This is a genomic window from Bacteroides reticulotermitis JCM 10512 (assembly GCF_000517545.1).
Lineage (GTDB): Bacteria > Bacteroidota > Bacteroidia > Bacteroidales > Bacteroidaceae > Bacteroides > Bacteroides reticulotermitis.
In genome coordinates this window covers 16,511-33,999 of record NZ_BAIV01000039.1, presented here as the reverse complement: position 1 = coordinate 33,999, position 17,489 = coordinate 16,511, and the positions used below count along the sequence as shown (strand labels likewise).

Below are 17,489 nucleotides of genomic sequence, written 5' to 3'. Positions count from 1 at the left end.
GAACTTTTAATAGATATAAGATCTTCTCTTAGCAGTTCTTCTAAATAAAATGCTCCACTATCCGTATTTACAGAAAACATTGTATGTCCTATTTGGTCTGATTGCTTATATTCCTTTAGCCATGGATCCGCTAAAGAAATATCAGCACTATAATCCGTATCCTTCTTACAAAAAAAACATTTTTTAGGACGATATAATTTAGAAGATTGTATTAACGTCCAAGGATAGCTATAATTATCCTTATATACACACCTACCATTATTGAGTTTGATTTGTATTCCGCTAGGCCAGCCATTTCCTCTATACTGGACAAGGCGTATATCTTTTTTATTTATATGTAACAACCGATAATAACAATATGTCCCCTCTATTGTAGTTTGTCCAGAACAAACAAAAGTCATAATAAAATTTTTAATATTATGTCTATTAAAAATAGAACGCAAAGGACGAACTTGACAAGGTAAGCATGTAATCACAATTCCATTTCTTATATCATCAATATTCTGCCTTATAAAAGAGACTAAGTCAATGTCTTGATAGATGGAGCCGCATATATTCAAATCTTCAATATTATATATTAAACGAGGTTTATATTGGCAAGATTTAGGATCAAAATAAAATGTAATAGCTGTATCATAATCATGCAGCGAGAGCATATATTTTAAGAACGTCGTTCCAATTCCCCCTGAAGAAGCCTTATAACGTATATTCTGGTCATTTGAATAACCAATATAATACATAACCTGAAAGTCTTTTTTTTCGAACATTACTCTCTTTCTATTTATACACGATAATCCTCGCTTTGGGAATAACTCACACCCAAAGCAAACACATAGAATAACATAAAGTATTTCATATAATTATATTCTCCAGTTATACATGAAAATGCTATATAAAATATAAATAAAGATAGTAACAACATTTGTTTTGCTTTATCTCTTACATTAGTAATGCTTTTCAAATATAATATACCAAAAATACCCCATACAATTACCCCCAGCACACCTGTATTGCACAGAACTACAAATAATAAACTTTCAAAACATAGCAACTTCGGATGTACAACAAATCGACTCATATACTCATAAGACCACGCATATCCTTTACCTTCCCAAAAACAATATTTAATAATATCAAAACAGGCATTTAATTGCTCTATTCGCATTTCCAAACTGGAACCCTTAACATTATCATTACTGTTTACAATAGAGAAAACATATTCACTAACTTCTTCTGATATCAAAGGCAGTATCACTATAGCCAATGTAATAAAAAGCAAAAACATTACTAAATATCTAATTTTATTTAATAACAAAACAACAACTCCAACTGTTACCAATAGTGCACCAATTGGAGTCCTACTACCTGATGTTAAGACTGCTAATACTATTAGAGATATAGAAATGAATAGCTTTATTTTACTTTTTCGGAACAAATAAATAAATAAAACAAAAAACAAACCCAAAACTAACCCATATTGCATTGTATGCATAAAAACTGATGAAATTCGCCCGAATAAACGGCCATCAATTGTTCCCATATGAGTAGTCGTATCAAGTGCTGAGTAACCGAGAGCATAAGCCTCATTAAATTCCATTCCAAATGAAGGTAGAGAGAGCATCAAATATGGATTAACACCAGGCATTGTAGTTAGAAATAAACCATAACCTACGATTATGATAAAGCAACTAACAAGAACTCCTAATAATATCTTTATAGCGTCCTTCTCAATTATTAAGATTGAATATAGCACCATTGGATATAATAGGCTAGACAAAATAGTAGTAAAAAAACGCTCCATAGAAGCTCTGAAAATCATAAAATCTTGAATAAAAATCAAGATAAAGTTCATTATGAAAAGAAAAATAAATGGCTTAAACGGAGTATAATTAACGTACTTAAATTTATTCCTATATTTTATCAGAAAACAAAGTATCAAAATTAGATACAAAAATTTCTCACCTATAGAAATATTCCCTAATTGTAATTTAATTATTGGAACTAATAAAAAATATGCAGTAAATAATGCGGCAGCTATCTTCGGTTTTGTAAAAGAAAAAATGATAATAGCAATAAAAAACAAAGCGAAAATGAAACTGAGAACTAACATTTGAGCAACATATTTAAATTAATTACAAAATTCGTAGACAACCAGTTGTAAATATCAGAAAGTATACCATGCGTCTCAAAAAGCATATTAACCTAAATATAGAAAATAGATTATTTAAAATCTCTTTTTTATAGATTTCCTCACCACAGCTAAGACAAACTGCCTCTCACTTATATTTAATCCCACAAAATAAATACAAATAATAGAAAAGAAGAGTGAAGACAATATTGTAGAAATTAGCATTGCTATTCCCCCTAAACACATAAATGAACGCAATATGAGCAATAATATAATCGACAAAACAACGACCAATACAATCCGACAAATGACTTCCTTAAAATAAATATACCAAGAAAAATTAGGAACCATTCTACGTAGTAAATACATCCTTGCAAGTAAACAAAACAAAGAAAAAAGAATTGAAGATATGTATCCGTATTGGGCCGGTAATCCTAAAAAAAAGAATATATAGCTGTTGGAAATGCCATCAAACTTAAAGTCCCTACTATTATTTGATATTCCTTGATCTTTCCTGTAGCCAACATTGCAGCGTAGAGTGTTTGTGATAAAATCTGACACATCGTATATATCAAAGCATAACGAACTAAGATTGAAGTATACTCAGGCACCTGCACTAACCAAATTTTTAAAACAATATCCGTCTCTAATAATATAGGTAAACTGAGCAACCAAAACAGAAAAAATGAATATTTAGCTCCCTTTATTATCAAAACATTCATATTATCATAATCTCCAGAAGCAAAATTCTTTGTTATTTGTGGATTTAACGCCATCATAAAATTCAACACAAAGCTATTAAGAGTTGTATTTATTTGCTCTGCGATCCCACGAGCTGCATTCAAAGCAACTCCAAAAAATATATTTATTAAGATATTAATCCCATGAGAATTCAATACATTTGCACTAGAACCAATAAAATTCCAACCAGAAAACCCCAACATTTCTCGATAAAGCTCCTTATCCTTTATGAAATAAAATCGGCATTCCCGGAATTTATATTTACAATAAAATCCGTAAACGCACCTTAAAACGATCGCTACAAGAAGAGTTAAGAATGCATACAGTATCAATTTATCAAAATTAAACAATAACAATAAATATACGATACCAAGTTTTGCCACTGCTTCAAAAACACTTATATATGCAAAAATAGTCATCTTTTCATAAGCAATTATTGAAGCATTATAAGGAATACTTATCAAATTTACGCAAAAAGTTAAAATAGAGCATTGAAACACCCAATTCGCTGCAACAAGCCTATCAGGAGCAATATTCATTTTATAATTTAAGAACCACACTCCTGCGCTTTCTAATAAAATAAAAATTAAAGCAGCCAACATGAGATGAATCGACAATGACGTTGAAAACACTTTGCTAATATCCGATTTTGCTCGCCCTAATTCATAGGACATAAATCGCTGGCTTGCAGCGGTGAGAGTACCGCTAAGTAACGAAAACATAGCGACAAAACCACCTACTATATTATAAATACCAAAATCTTCAACTCCAAGAACATCAAGAATTACTCGACTAGTAAAAACACTTACAGTCATAGTAAAGAATGTTCTAAAGTATAAATACAATGTATTTTTTGCTATACGCTTATTATTTACGAGCAAATTAGTACATATTAATATAATTCAACAACATAGACTATGAAAAGCAACTCCTCCGCTATCAATATAACCATCTTTGGTTAATATAGATTTTCATTATAATCGAATAGCCAAGAAGCATCTTTTAGAAGCTCATGGTGTCTATCTTTCTCCGACAATACAATTTTATCGGTAGGAATATGCCAGTCAATACCTAAAGCAGGATCGTCCCATGCTAAAGCACCTTCATAGTGCGGGGCATAGAAGTTATCACATTTATATTGAAAAATAACTTCGTCCGTTAAGACACTGAAACCATGTGCAAAACCACGGGGTATAAAGAATTGACGATGATTATCCTCGGTTAGTTCAACGGATACATGTTGCCCAAAAGTTGGCGAGCCTTTGCGAATATCAACAGCAACATCAAGGACGGCTCCTTTTATTACGCGTACTAATTTACTCTGCGCGAAAGGGGGCTTTTGAAAATGCAAGCCACGCAAAACTCCATAACCGGATTTACTCTCATTGTCTTGCACAAAGTTTACTTCACGGACTTTCTCGTTAAACTCTCGCTGAGAGAAAGATTCGAAGAAGTAACCACGGTCGTCTTTGAATAAACGTGGTTCAATTATGACGACTCCCTCGATAGCTGTTTTGATTATTTCCATTTCGGTATGTTATTATAACTCTAGCTCATCAATAACCTTCAAGAGGTACTGACCATATTGATTCTTCAACATCGGTTGAGCCAGTTGACGCATCTTATCGGTTGTAATCCAACCCTGACGCAAGGCTATTCCTTCCAAACAGGCAACTTTCAATCCTTGTCTTTTCTCTATGACTTCGATAAAGGTGGATGCTTCACTTAATGAGTCATGTGTACCGGTATCTAACCAGGCAAAACCACGGCCTAACAATTGTACTTTCAACTCTTCGTTATCCAGAAATTGTTGATTAACCGTTGTGATTTCCAGTTCGCCACGAGGTGAAGGCTTGATCTCCTTTGCTATTTCCACCACTTTATTCGGATAAAAATAAAGCCCAACTACAGCATAGTTGGACTTCGGATGCACAGGTTTTTCTTCTATGCTGAGGACAGTGCCTTCTTTATCAAATTCTGCTACGCCATATCGCTCGGGATCGGCCACCCAATAACCAAAGACAGTAGCTTTCTTTTCTTCTTCCACAGTGCGAACAGCTTCTTTCAGCATACGGGTAAAGCTTTGACCATAAAAGATATTATCACCTAGTACCAGACAAACCGAATCATTACCTATAAAGTCTTCACCAATGATAAAAGCCTGCGCTAGGCCATCCGGTGAAGGTTGTTCTGCATACTCTAAGCGAACTCCATAATCGGAACCATCGCCCAAAAGACGTTTAAAACCTGGTAGATCGTCAGGAGTCGAGATAATCAATATCTCGCGAATACCTGCCAACATCAGCACCGAGATCGGATAATAGATCATCGGTTTATCGAATACGGGAAGCAGCTGTTTGCTGACTCCTTTGGTGATAGGGTACAGTCGTGTGCCCGAACCACCGGCTAAAACAATCCCTTTCATGTAGTTTAATTTGATTATTTAGTACAATACGATAAGACGTAAAGCGCTGTACGTTGTAAACTCGTGAAGTTTACCTACAACGCATTCAATAATAATAAAATGTAGAAATGATTAGTTGATTTTTTCGCAATACCACTTGGGAATGTGTAGCATGACGCCGATAGTAGCTACCGTAATTACAACGTAGTAGCTCTTTTTGTATTGCGTAAGTTTGCCTTCAAGTCCGGCAAATTGACCGCGAATGACTCGTACTCTTTGCCCAGGACGGGCCTCAGCCATTGCAGTATCGACGTAGAGAGTTCCTGTATAAGTCGGATCACAAATAGCACGAAGTTCCAGCATTTCGCTATCCGGAATCTCATAGCACTTGCGTGTATCACGATGACGAATAAGATGAAAAGGTATAGGACACTTCTCAACTTTCGCCAGAAACTCTTTTTCTGTAAATGTTTTTTCGACAAACAATAGATTATGTATAGCAGGTGTGAGCGTTCGATGCTTTTTTCCATCCGGCGTTATACGCTCGGAGTGCCGCATCGGAATAAAATAGCTTATCCCTTTTTCTTCAAAATATTGCCCTAAACGTTCTTCTTTACAATAGAAAGTCTGGACAGCGTACCATACGCGCCTAGCTTCTTTTTGCCCATTGTCGTCCCGTTTATCCATTATTTACACCATTCCCCAAATCTTCCACTATTTTACCATTGCTTAAAGGGCATACCTTTAGCTCCCCCATAGATTGATTTCACACCTATGAATTATTTTATCCCCTTTAAGGTTTTAGCCTTTTTATCCCTCCTCCATATAAGAATTTACATTCATAGAGAATAAGATAGAGTACTAAAACGTTGCAAAGGTAACACTATTCAACGAAATATCACAATTATTTCATTAAAATTATTTCCACGATTCCCGCCCCTGACGATATAAAATGTTCATCTACTGATTATTTATCTGTTTTTATAAGCACAAAAAAAACGTACTTTAATAAAAAGTACGTTTTTTATTATTTGGAAGTGTTACCTAAATCTACCGGATTACAATTTCATCAACAAAGAGGAAAGATGGTTTACCCTTTCCGTCGTGCCAATCGGGTAAGACTTTCTCTGTTTGCGCAATCACGCGTACATAACGAGTCTTAACCGGAGAGAAAGTTAATTGATGTTCGACAATGCCCTTCTTATCAGTTGCTTTCATTGCCGGATATTCTTCGGAAGCGACTTTAGTAAATTGCTTGTTATCGTCTGAGACTTCAACGGTGAAACCTTTAGCATCAAATACCCAGTCGCCCGGATCTACATTGGCAGTAAAAGAAACACTGGATATTTCCGTAGGTTCTTTCAAGTCGATTGTCATATCCATATCATTGCCATTGAATGCTATCCAACGCCCCGTACGGGAGTTATTATTCCCTCTTAGTGCGTCGACTAATGTAGATGCACCTGCATATTTATAAGTAGCATTGATAGGCTGATTAGCCGTAATGGGCTTCATGCTAGCCTTATTAAACTTAAGTTCTTCGGAAAAAATACGTCCACTAACATTCGAATGAATAGCCATTGCTTTGAGAATAGCATCTGACTTTATCTTCAAGACTCCTTCATACAAAGGTGAAGAAGCAGTGGGATCGGTTCCATCGAGTGTATAATGAATAGGTGCATTGCCTAGCGTAGACAAGGTCACTTCTAAAACTCCTTCGTCCGAATTAGGTTTATAGGCTACTGCTATGTCGAATACGTGTTTTGCATAATTATATCCTTCAGCCTCGTACCAATTAATCAGACGTGGCAAGCGAATAAGAAAATCAGTATAGTTTTTCTTTTCAGGCATGGTCCACTGTACTTCGCTTAATGCAGCCCAACGCGGTAATACCATATATTGCGCATGTGAGAAAGTCGGAATATATTCCGTCCAAAGATTAGCTTGTACACCAATGATATACTTTTGTTCGGCAGGAGTCAATTCTGCAGGTAGCGGTTCGTAGCTATAGACTCTGTCTACAGGTAGATAACCTCCGATAGCGAATGGTTCGTTTGCAATATCCTGCGATTGGTAATAATCGAAGTACAGATACGTATTAGGAGTCATGATCACATCATGCTTTTGTTTCGCGGCTTCTATACCTCCTACTTCTCCACGCCAAGACATTACTGTAGCATTCGGCGCAAGTCCACCTTCCAGAATTTCATCCCAGCCAATGATTTGACGACCGTGATCATTCAGGAACTTCTCGGCATGGTTGATGATAAAGCTCTGTAGCTTTTCTTCTTTGGTATGTTTTCCGTCCGATTTAAGACCCAATTGCTTAATGCGAGCCTGACATTTAGGACAAGTTTCCCATTTTGTTTTCGGACATTCGTCACCACCAACATGAATCAGTTTGGAAGGGAATATCTCCATAATCTCTGTGAGTACACCATCGATAAATCGAAGCGTAGCATCTTCACCGGCACAAAGAACGTTATCCGAAACGCCCCACATAGGCCATACCTCATACGGACCACCGGTACATCCCAGTTCCGGATAAGCCGCTAAAGCAGCCTGCATATGACCCGGAAGATCGATTTCAGGAATCACTGTAACATAGCGTTCGGCAGCATAAGCTACAATATCTTTAGCCTCTTCTTGCGTATAAAAACCGCCATAAGGCTTACCATCATACTTACCGGAGTTACGTCCTATTACCGTTTCTTTACGTTGTGAACCTATTTCGGTCAACTTCGGATAGCCTTTGATTTCAATACGCCATCCCTGATCTTCACTCAAATGCCAATGCAAGCGATTCATATTATGAAGCGCCATCATATCTATATAAGTCTTTACTTCTTCGACCGAAAAAAAGTGGCGGGCAACATCAAAATGAGCACCCCGATAGCCAAAGCGAGGATAATCGTTGATTTCGACAGCAGGCAAACTGATTTCTGCATTCAAAGCAACGGGCAATGATTTACGCAAAGATTGAATACCGTAGAACACACCGGCCTCGGTAGGAGCAGTAATAGTCACACCATTCTTTGCAACCTTCAGACGATATGCTTCCGGATTTTCAGCTTCCAAGCCCAAGCTCAGCACAATTGTCTGATCGCCTGCAGTGCCGGTTGCAGTAGTAAATGTTTTTCCTGTAGCGGTCTTCAGATAATCAGCCAGGAACTGAGCATTGCGTTGCATTTGTTCATTGCCTTCAGGATAGAGAATCTTCACACTACTAGTAAGCGTAAAGGGAGCATCCTGAACCGCGACAATTTCTTGCGGCAAAGGAATGATCTGATAATTGGCTTCTTGTAGCACAGAATGGCAAGAAGTCGCCAGGCCAGCTATCGCAACCAAACATCCGGTTAGTTTAATAATTTGTTTCATACACAAATAATTAGGGGGTTAGTAGTTAATAAATTTATAAAAAAAGTCTTTTATTGATTATTGATGCCAAAGATATAATTTTTCACAAAACGTTCCAAAGAAAAACACCGTTTTCTGTCGCCCGATCCGCAGAAGTAGCAACATTAAAAGGGTGTGAAGGATATTCATGTTATAACACGCAAAGTAAAGCGAACAAAGGTAAACGATTACATAGAATTAAGGTTTCACAAATTCGCCTCTCTCTCATGCTTATATCAACAGTCGGACCACTGAAACAGATACTATGCATAATGTAACAAGCCAATAATTTCGCGTCACAAAAGCGCATATATATCAGTAAATCAATTATTTATTTTGCATCTTCTCTTTGATACCGTACAAACTACGATGGCATCTAGGGAGATACAGTAAAGCACGAAAATCAAGCGAGTTACAGAATGTAAAACGATATCTAGTCATAGTCACTTTTTGCCACAAACGACTGATTTGCAATAAAATACAATGCGCCTTCTTTTTTACAAGCTGATTTAACACATACAGAACACCGATTTCCGAAGGCTGCGTACTTGGCAAAATCCCCTTGGCAGATAGTAGTAAACAACTAGTAAAAGACATCTTTGCCCATTCTGTTTCCTGTTCCACAGCTGTGGAACAGCTGACTCACATATTGTGAAGCACGTGTCCCACATTATGTGGAACAGGCGTCGCACAATATGTGCAACAGGAAATAGGAAGGAATAAACATAAAGAAAGACTGCTTAAATCCACGAATAGTTGCGTACAATATGGTTCTTGATCAGGCTTATTTGGTGAATTGAGGACTCTTTTTTTTGAGAAAACAAATAATAACTTCCGCTCAGTGAAATGAAATGATCTAAAAAAAGAAGGCGCATTGCAATACATTGATATACTGAATGATATGCAAAAAAGTGACAATGACATAAGAGTGATGTATCATTGTGCAAAGTGCTTATTTCAAGCCTCGCTGATGAAATTAGGAACACAGAATAGCTACACGAATATTGTACAGATTGCAAAAAGAGTCAAAACTTAAGTAGTACTCAAGGAAGATAAGAGATCATCCCCATACTTTTGCAGGTGATCCGAAAATGGATATTACGGATTGAATATATAACCTCCTAAAAGAAGTGGCAGTATAATACTGTATCTTTTAGGAGGTTACGAGAAAAGACGATTTATGTTGTAAGTGTCTTTACTTTTGTCACAGAAGCCAAGCTTCGGGTTTACACATGCCGGCTTTGAGATAAGGTTTAGCTTATTTCTTATTAATTAGCTTTTGTAAGACCGGATAGAGTAAATCGGCATATCTCATCATTCCTAAGTCGGTAAAATGAATACCGTCAACGGTAGCTTCCCCATCCTCTCCCAGCATTTTGGAGGAGGAAACAAGATAAACATGCTTATCACGCTTCTCGATCTGAGTATAAATCTCATGTAATTTCCGATTTTTCTTTGCCACCTCGCCGGCTATCACCTGATCGAATCTGGTATGCGTAAAGATTGGGTCTTCGATAAAAACGATAGGAGTTTTCGGATGCTTCTTGCGTATAATCTGATAGAAAGCCTCCATGCGTTCTTCCATATGCTTGACAGAAGCATTTGGCACGAAATCGAGTACAAATACAGAAGCATCTACTTCGGCAGCAACCCCGGCGACTTCCAAATCGAGAAGCGCATTTCCGCTAAAACCCAAGTTGATACATTCACGATTCAATCTTCTCGACAAGATATTGGTATGTGCCATTCCCGGGCGAGACGCACATCCTCCCTGTAATATACTTGTTCCATAAAAAAGGACCGGCTTTTCACGAACAGGCAACGCAACAGTAGGAACCGTTAATGTTGCAAGTGAATCGACTCCGATAGACAAAGAAGCAACTCCATCATAAAGAGACAAATAGAGCATGTATTCACGATCTACGGCTTGCATATTGGAAATGACCGTTGCTTCGGTAGTCTTACCTGTGGGACGGCAGAGTTAACAAACCGCCACCCATCTTTCTCTGTCAAGCAATACAAGTCGAGCCCTTTCACACCTACGTCTGTCATGTGATTCATGTGGTTATTCTGGAGAGACTCCCATCTCACCGACACTTTCGTTGTGTTACTTCGGAAACGTATAGCCATTCCCGCCGAATTACGACTTAAATTCCAAAGAGGTGAGCGCGATACATTCTTCAATGAATCCGGAAGCCTCACATAGCGTGCTTCAGTAGCTTCGGTTGCCTTTCCCAACAATGGGAAAAGGGACGCGTCGTGAAATACCTGTTGCCCTTGTATAAACAGTGTTTGCAAGCAACAAAAAATGAATAAAAAAGCTTGTTTCATAATATTATTTTAGCCCGACGGCAGTCAACACTTTCCGCTGCTTGCCATCGCTTCCTTTAATCGTTTCGTTCCCATTGACCAACATGCACGAAGAACCGCCTCCATCGAGATTCAACGCTTCGGTACAACCCAGGCTCTTCATCACATTCGCAACATCACCGGTAGTCAGCCCAGCTACACCGGCTGTCATGTTTCGTCCTTCACAAACAAAAAGAATCATCTTTTTATCGGCTGTACTTCCAATCGCCGTGCGAGGTTGATTGGATGCGCCCGATATGTCGAGCATTTCTTCTACATAGGTATTCTTTATCTCACCACCACGTAAGAGAACTGTTACTCCTCCAATCGCCTGAGTAGCTTCAAGTACTTGTGCTCCGGCAGGAAACGATGAAGACGGTACAGCTAAAGGCGTTTTATTGATATCATTGTCCGCTGGCGACGGATAGGCATAGTTTACCCCATCGTAGGTATAATAGGTCCATGTCGTTTTAAATGTCCCATCTTTCATCTGACAAAAAGCGCCTAAAGTAGGATACCACAAAGTAACCCAGTCTTTGGAGTAATAATTCTGATTAGGTGCAAGCATTTGACCATCCCGAACTACCAAGTTCTGCGAATAATAAAACCCATCACTCAAAAAGAATAATCCCCCATTTACCACGATTGAAGCTTTAGAAGAATCATAGAAGCCGGATGGTGTATTTACCGTCGTCCCCCCATAACCATTCGCTGTTTGCGAATAAGCGATATCGCCCAGAACCTCAAACTTAGCCTTACTCATATTAGCGACCGCAATATAAGCAATAGCCTGTTTACCGACAAGTTTTTCGGGCGATTTATATACTTGAATATAGTCGGGCAACTTGCCTAGGTCACTGACTACCGTCCATCCTTGTTTTGTTATATCAGGATTCGGTTCTTCTTCATCCTGATCCCACTCCCAAGGATGTTCAGGATACTTCTCTCCACACGAGTAAAACGAAAAAGCCAAAAGCATGCTTGCTATAAAAAGAAATCGTTTGGTTAACATCATATCAAGTCCTCCAGAAACACTTTAGTTTAGTGAATAATATCGTTATTAATAAAGCCATAGAAGTTATGATAACTCCTTTCAGAAAACCTAGCCAAGGGTTTTGATCGAAATAAGTAAGACAAGTCCCCAAGCCCGCAAGATTGATGAGAGGCAGTGCTACTAACTGAGTAGATACATAAGCAATCATCGGATTCTGTCCGGCATACTCCAAAGGCCTGGTTAGTTTATTCCACGAATAGACATCACACATAATGGAAAAAGCGATCATAGCCATGAAAGCCAATCCGGATGCCAATAAATAGTAGCTATACGTAGAGGGATCTTTTCGGATTCCTCCCTCATAAGCTTCAAAAAACAATCCCAATAAGATTAGATAGGTACCGGCTTTGTACAACTTACGCCAATAGTTCGTATTCTTTCCTTCAACTTGCAGCAAAATATACAGAACGCCCAACAAAAAGACTGTCCCCGCTAAATTAATTAGCAAATGCCGCGTATAGAGCCCGTATAGATTGAATACAATCACTCCTATGGTGAGCAAGAGAATCCATGGCATTCTTTTACGCTCATCCTGACTGCTACTTTGCTCTGTTGCCGTTCTGTTATGCAACCATTCATAGAGATATTCTCCCGCAATGGAACCGGGAAGTACGATAAACAGATATTTCAGATAGGCAAACTGATACATCCAAGGCAGAGGTGAGTAATTCATTAAAGCATGATTCCATGATTCTGCGTGCTCACTTCCCAGCAATATCGCTGCTACGAAAGGAAGGATAGCAATACGTACCCACGGATGATTGATTGTAAAAGCATAAATAATCGATCCGAAGATTGCCATATTGGCTAAAACCAAGATAATGATGTTGCTATACCCCGGACTAAAAACACGTTCATTCGCATAATGAATATTCAGGAGCATCACAATACCGATGGAATAAGCAATCACTTTGATAGCCAGCCTTAAATAGTCCGGCATCTTCAACGGAATTCTCATAAACATCGGAAACATCAGAACGAAACCCGCCAGCGCTATCAGCCACGAGCGTGTATCCTGTGGTGAAGACACGCTCCATGGATATATATGCTGTATGAAAATGGCGAAGAAGGTCAGACGAATGCCTCTCAATACACCATCATACACTATTCTCCAACGAGATATTCCGTTTCTGATTTTACTTCCAATCGAAAAAGGAAAAGCCGCCCCCATAGCAAACAGGAAAAAAGGAAAGACCAAATCAACCCATGTGATACCATATACGGATCCGTCAAAGACGAAATTAGAACGAGGCCCCACCTGAGCATGATACATCCAGCCGGGAAGTACTCCCCAGGCAATACTACCCGAAAGGACCATTGTAAGAATAGCGTATCCCCGAAAGGCGTCCAAAGAAGTAGCTCGTAATTTGCTCATAAGCTATTTATTTTAAAACAGTTTGCGTATAAATCTCACCGAAACGATCTGTTACCCGAATTTCAATCTTCGCCTGACGGTTGCGCGGAGTTGCACGAAACATATGCGTTGTGTTTGCCGCCGAAATCCAACTCTGCATGGTTCTGTCTTTATCCGTACAAACTTGTTGGGTATACGGATCGACTCCGGTATATTGCGTCATAGTTCCCATGAAACGCCCATCTTCCAACCACTCAACCTTCCATTTGGCATCCCAGTTCCAGACATTGACAATCACATCTTTGGGAAACTCTTTGGAGCTGCCGACGGGATAACATCTAAATTGATACTCCTTGGGGTGATTGGCACTTTTATAAAACCATTTAACCTGATTTCCATCTACTTCATATACGCCATACCCTTGTGGAGTACCATCGATGCAGACGTCCGCATTCCACCAAATGCCACAAACGGCTGCCGTGTTATGCTCCATCTGGCGGTCATTAAATAGAATATTCGAATTCGCATGGAGATGTCCACTCAAGAAATGAGTTTCGTATTCACTCAGTAGTTGATGAATAGCCGCAGCGTTGATTGTTTCGCCGGCAAGTTTGCCATAATCATAATTAAACGGCCTCTGCTGCTCAGTTGTACGCGTGGGAATATGAGAGACAAAGAACACTAAAGTTCCTTGAGGAACAAAAGAAAGATCTTCCTTGAGCCATTGAAAAGTACCTTCATCCAAATAGCCGATATAAAAGTACTCACGACCCACATAGAAATTATTATTCACAACTATATAGTGCGCGTTTCCCTTATTGAAGGAATAATGAGTAGGACCGAAATATCCTTCAAAAGTGCGATAAGACGTTTCATACGTACGGCCATTGCAGTCAATATCATGATTCCCGATAGCACGATATACAGGTATATCCAGCTTCTTCACTTTGGCCATATAATCCGGGTAGAATGTGGCGGGGGTATCCCAAAAGATATCGCCACAATTCAGTCCGAAGATATCCCGGTCTGTATATTCCGCGATCAATTGCCGGTAATCGTCAACAATTGGAGCATATAATTCCCAATGCTTTTTCAGCCCGGCCTGTACGTCTGCTTCCAAAACGAACAGGTGTTTGTTGTCGTCCTTGGGGTTCTTTTTCAATAGGAAATCATATTCTCTAGTTTGGTTCAGATCGATTTCTTTATAAAATTGAGGGACTGTTTGCTCACAATCGGTTAAATAACCTGCCGGAGTCGAGATGTAGACAAAACGGGTATCACCCAAACTTGGCAAGCGGTAGATTCCATGCTTATCTGTAGTAACACAACGTAAACCATCGGTTACCACAACTCCCTCTACTCCTTTTCCCTCACAAGACACGACCCCATTAATCGTTTGCGCTTCATCCGTCAGATTCTCATTCAACGCCTCTTTCAATTCAGTCCACCAGCCATTCCGAATGATGTGTACAATATCAAATATCATCACACCATCCGACTCTTTCAGGTTCATGCGAACCGCTTTTTGAAACTGACGAACATCCCGCTTATAGTCTTCCACATAAAGCCCACCACAAACAGGAACTGCCCCTTTGAGTAGATGCTTGGAGTACTTGCAACCGCCTTCTACAGATAAATATTCTCCGGTAGAGAAATCACTATCCGTCTCATTTTTATGTTTTCCGGAAGATTTATAATAATCATCAAGCGTAACATTCCAATAATAATTACCATTGGTATAGAAGTCGAGCAGTTCGGCAAAACCATAGTTTTTATAATCAGGCGTAGCCACGAAAAGTCTTTGCTTACGTCATAATTCCGACTAGCCCAATTGACTCCTACCTCAAAATAGGTCGGATACCAGGCACCTGTATAAGCTGCCAGCTGACAATTGGGGTTGATCTTTTTAATCGATGATCGCACATCCTTTATAAAATGATAGATGATCGAAGCCCGCCAAGTGAGCCATTCTCGATAATACGGACCAGCTACACGGTCGATATTTCCCTCAGCATTCGGACGCCACTCGAGTATATCTTCCGGAAACTTATTTATTTTCTTTCCAATAAACTTCTCAAACATCTTCTTCGACTCCTGAGAGAAATCCGAATCAATGCAGTCATAGCGTGCCCGATCGAGCATAATACCATCAAAAGCATAATTCCGCACGACTTCATTAATGATATCTATTTCATATTTCTGCACCTCTTTCAACGCCGGGTTGAGAAACATGGTCGGTTTACCTTCAATCTCAGTCACAGGAAGTAGGCCTTTACGGGGCACGTAGTTTACAGCTTGCCACTTTTTATGCTTATCGAAAACAGCACCACGCTTCACGATATTCTGACCGTCAGCGAAAATATTCATTCCGGCAAATACAATGAGCTTGTGTGCATGGGCTGCTTCAATAAATGTGTTTATAAAGTCAAAGTCCGGACGGTCAAAATTCTTCCAGTTCTTTTTTTGAGCAGCGTATTTGCTTGGATATAGTACCTCCCCGGTATTATCTTTAATATCCAACACCAAATGTGTAATCCCTGCCTCCTGACACTTCTCTACATAGTAACGAATGGAATCCGGATAACTAAATCTTTCAAAATTGGCCGAACAGTCCAACCACATAACCTTAGGCTTTACCGAAGCAAATACACATAGGCCGGCCCAAAGTAATACAGCTATAATATACAGTCTTCTCATATCTTTATTATTCTTATTTCAGAGCTTGTCCGGCTCTCATCCCCGACTCTACCTCTTTCCACAATCCTTTGTCAATAATATGTACAATATCAAATACCATCAATCCATCCGATGCCTTGAGATTCATTTCGATTGTTTTGGATAGCTTTTCAGGATTATCATAAAACTGATTCACCAATATGCCTCCCATAAACTTATTTTCCTTCATTATCTCGTGCAGTTTTTGGCAAGACCCTTCCACACAATACCAAATGCCCGATTGTGCTTGCGAATCGGTTTCATTCCAGATGCTGCGGTTGTTGTTTTTATACTCCTCAATCGTTATATCGGTATAATAATTGCCCGTTGTATAAAGATCGATCAGCTCAGCATAACCAAAATTCTTGTATTCAGGAGTAGCCCAGTCAAAATCCTTACTTGGATCGTATTGGTTGCTGGCAAAGTTCACTCCGACTTCGTAATAGGATGGGTACCATGCTCCGGTATAAGTTCCGAATGAGATTTTCGGATTGACGGCTTTTACTTCTTTACGAGCACGAGCCATGAAGTCATAGATATTTTTGGTGCGCCACTCGATCCATTTCAAGAAGTGTTTGCCACGTGCAGGATAGTATTTACTGTTCGCATCCTGTTTCCATTCGAATATATCTTCCGGAAACTTTTCAACCTTCTGACCGATGTAATTCTCAAACTTCTGTCGGGAAAGTTCAGAAAAGTCAGCAGAGATTCCATCATAGCGTACTCTGTCCAACATTAAACCGTCTAAGTTCGGATAACGTTTTACCAAGTCTTTCAAAACATTGAGAATATGCACCTGAAACTCTTCGTTAACCGGGTTAACCATTGCTGAGTATTTCTCTTTCTGGTTGGTTATCGACGTCAGCCCCTTGGGGGTGTAAACAACAGATGCCCATTCGGGATGCGAAGAATATATAAGTCCCCGGTCAAAATAATTATGTCCGGCTACAAACACATTGAGAGAAGCATGAACCTCTATCCCCAGCTCATGAGCTTTCTGTATAAAATGTCCCAAATAATCGAAATCCGGACGTTCTGCTCCTTGCCATTCGTGCATTTTAGGTGCATACTCCGTATCAAACAATACTTCACCGGTAATAGGGCGCACATCAACTACTGCATGCGTAAAGCCCAGTGCTTTTATTTTATTCAAATAAAAATCGATTGAATCCGGATGACTGAAACGTTCGAAATTAGCTTCCGCATCAAACCACATTAAAGCCGGCTTAGTCTTTGTTTCTGAAGTCTCGCCTTTGGATGCTTTGCATGCACCGAAAGCAATCAGTAATAAGCCTGATAAAAATGTTATTGCTATTTTTTTCATACTATTTTAGTCTAAAAGCTTGTT

General features: G+C 39.1%; 11 protein-coding genes and 2 pseudogenes. All 13 read right to left on the bottom strand.

All coding sequences use genetic code 11. The annotated features are described in order from the left end of the window. Positions 1-767: Coenzyme F420 hydrogenase/dehydrogenase, beta subunit C-terminal domain (locus tag JCM10512_RS19025; RefSeq protein WP_044165354.1), on the bottom strand; the 767-nt coding region annotated here is incomplete at its 3' end. Positions 768-781: 14 nt separating this feature from the next. Beyond that, the gene (locus JCM10512_RS19020) at positions 782-1,645 is read right to left on the bottom strand and encodes an O-antigen ligase family protein (protein ID WP_158332241.1); all 864 of its coding nucleotides are present in this window, start codon (positions 1,643-1,645) and stop codon (positions 782-784) included. A 917-nt stretch (positions 1,646-2,562) separates the two neighbouring features. Beyond that, positions 2,563-3,684 (bottom strand): MATE family efflux transporter, encoded by a 1,122-nt coding sequence (locus tag JCM10512_RS19015; protein ID WP_244437321.1) that lies wholly within the window; start codon positions 3,682-3,684, stop codon positions 2,563-2,565. A gap of 143 nt (positions 3,685-3,827) precedes the next feature. Then, on the bottom strand, positions 3,828-4,397 hold the full coding sequence (gene rfbC, locus JCM10512_RS19010; RefSeq protein ID WP_044165350.1) for a dTDP-4-dehydrorhamnose 3,5-epimerase: 570 nt from the start codon (positions 4,395-4,397) through the stop codon (positions 3,828-3,830). 12 nt (positions 4,398-4,409) lie between these two features. Next, positions 4,410-5,294 carry a glucose-1-phosphate thymidylyltransferase RfbA gene (gene rfbA / locus JCM10512_RS19005; protein WP_044165349.1) on the bottom strand — a complete coding sequence of 295 codons (885 nt, stop codon included), beginning with the start codon at positions 5,292-5,294 and terminating at the stop codon, positions 4,410-4,412. A gap of 111 nt (positions 5,295-5,405) precedes the next feature. Then, positions 5,406-5,960, bottom strand: a complete 555-nt coding sequence (locus JCM10512_RS19000) for a UpxY family transcription antiterminator (RefSeq protein WP_044165348.1) — start codon at positions 5,958-5,960, stop codon at positions 5,406-5,408. A gap of 363 nt (positions 5,961-6,323) precedes the next feature. Next, on the bottom strand, positions 6,324-8,651 hold the full coding sequence (locus JCM10512_RS18995; RefSeq protein WP_044165346.1) for a glycoside hydrolase family 20 protein: 2,328 nt from the start codon (positions 8,649-8,651) through the stop codon (positions 6,324-6,326). A gap of 1,276 nt (positions 8,652-9,927) precedes the next feature. Continuing rightward, positions 9,928-11,000 (bottom strand): annotated as a pseudogene (locus JCM10512_RS18990) (SGNH/GDSL hydrolase family protein). Positions 11,001-11,004: 4 nt separating this feature from the next. Then, on the bottom strand, positions 11,005-11,997 hold the full coding sequence (locus JCM10512_RS18985) for a phosphodiester glycosidase family protein (RefSeq protein WP_244437319.1): 993 nt from the start codon (positions 11,995-11,997) through the stop codon (positions 11,005-11,007). Between the two features lie 37 nt (positions 11,998-12,034). After that, a complete protein-coding gene (locus JCM10512_RS18980; protein ID WP_044165342.1) occupies positions 12,035-13,447 on the bottom strand; it encodes a DUF5009 domain-containing protein in 1,413 nt (470 codons plus the stop codon). A gap of 7 nt (positions 13,448-13,454) precedes the next feature. Beyond that, the gene (locus JCM10512_RS22200) at positions 13,455-15,218 is read right to left on the bottom strand and encodes a calcineurin-like phosphoesterase C-terminal domain-containing protein (RefSeq protein WP_244437317.1); all 1,764 of its coding nucleotides are present in this window, start codon (positions 15,216-15,218) and stop codon (positions 13,455-13,457) included. 143 nt (positions 15,219-15,361) lie between these two features. Next, positions 15,362-16,048 (bottom strand): annotated as a pseudogene (locus JCM10512_RS24330) (family 10 glycosylhydrolase); the annotation flags it as partial. An 88-nt stretch (positions 16,049-16,136) separates the two neighbouring features. Further along, a complete protein-coding gene (locus JCM10512_RS18965) occupies positions 16,137-17,465 on the bottom strand; it encodes an alpha amylase family protein (protein WP_044165341.1) in 1,329 nt (442 codons plus the stop codon). Positions 17,466-17,489 lie beyond the last annotated feature (24 nt).

Coding starts and splice junctions, on each gene's coding strand:
- rfbA (WP_044165349.1), bottom strand. CDS start 5,294: ATGAAAGGGATTGTTTTAGCCGGTGGTTCGGGCACACGACTGTACCCT.
- JCM10512_RS18965 (WP_044165341.1), bottom strand. CDS start 17,465: ATGAAAAAAATAGCAATAACATTTTTATCAGGCTTATTACTGATTGCT.
- JCM10512_RS19000 (WP_044165348.1), bottom strand. CDS start 5,960: ATGGATAAACGGGACGACAATGGGCAAAAAGAAGCTAGGCGCGTATGG.
- JCM10512_RS18995 (WP_044165346.1), bottom strand. CDS start 8,651: ATGAAACAAATTATTAAACTAACCGGATGTTTGGTTGCGATAGCTGGC.
- JCM10512_RS18985 (WP_244437319.1), bottom strand. CDS start 11,997: ATGCTTTTGGCTTTTTCGTTTTACTCGTGTGGAGAGAAGTATCCTGAA.
- JCM10512_RS18980 (WP_044165342.1), bottom strand. CDS start 13,447: ATGAGCAAATTACGAGCTACTTCTTTGGACGCCTTTCGGGGATACGCT.
- rfbC (WP_044165350.1), bottom strand. CDS start 4,397: ATGGAAATAATCAAAACAGCTATCGAGGGAGTCGTCATAATTGAACCA.
- JCM10512_RS19020 (WP_158332241.1), bottom strand. CDS start 1,645: ATGCCTGGTGTTAATCCATATTTGATGCTCTCTCTACCTTCATTTGGA.
- JCM10512_RS19015 (WP_244437321.1), bottom strand. CDS start 3,684: ATGACTGTAAGTGTTTTTACTAGTCGAGTAATTCTTGATGTTCTTGGA.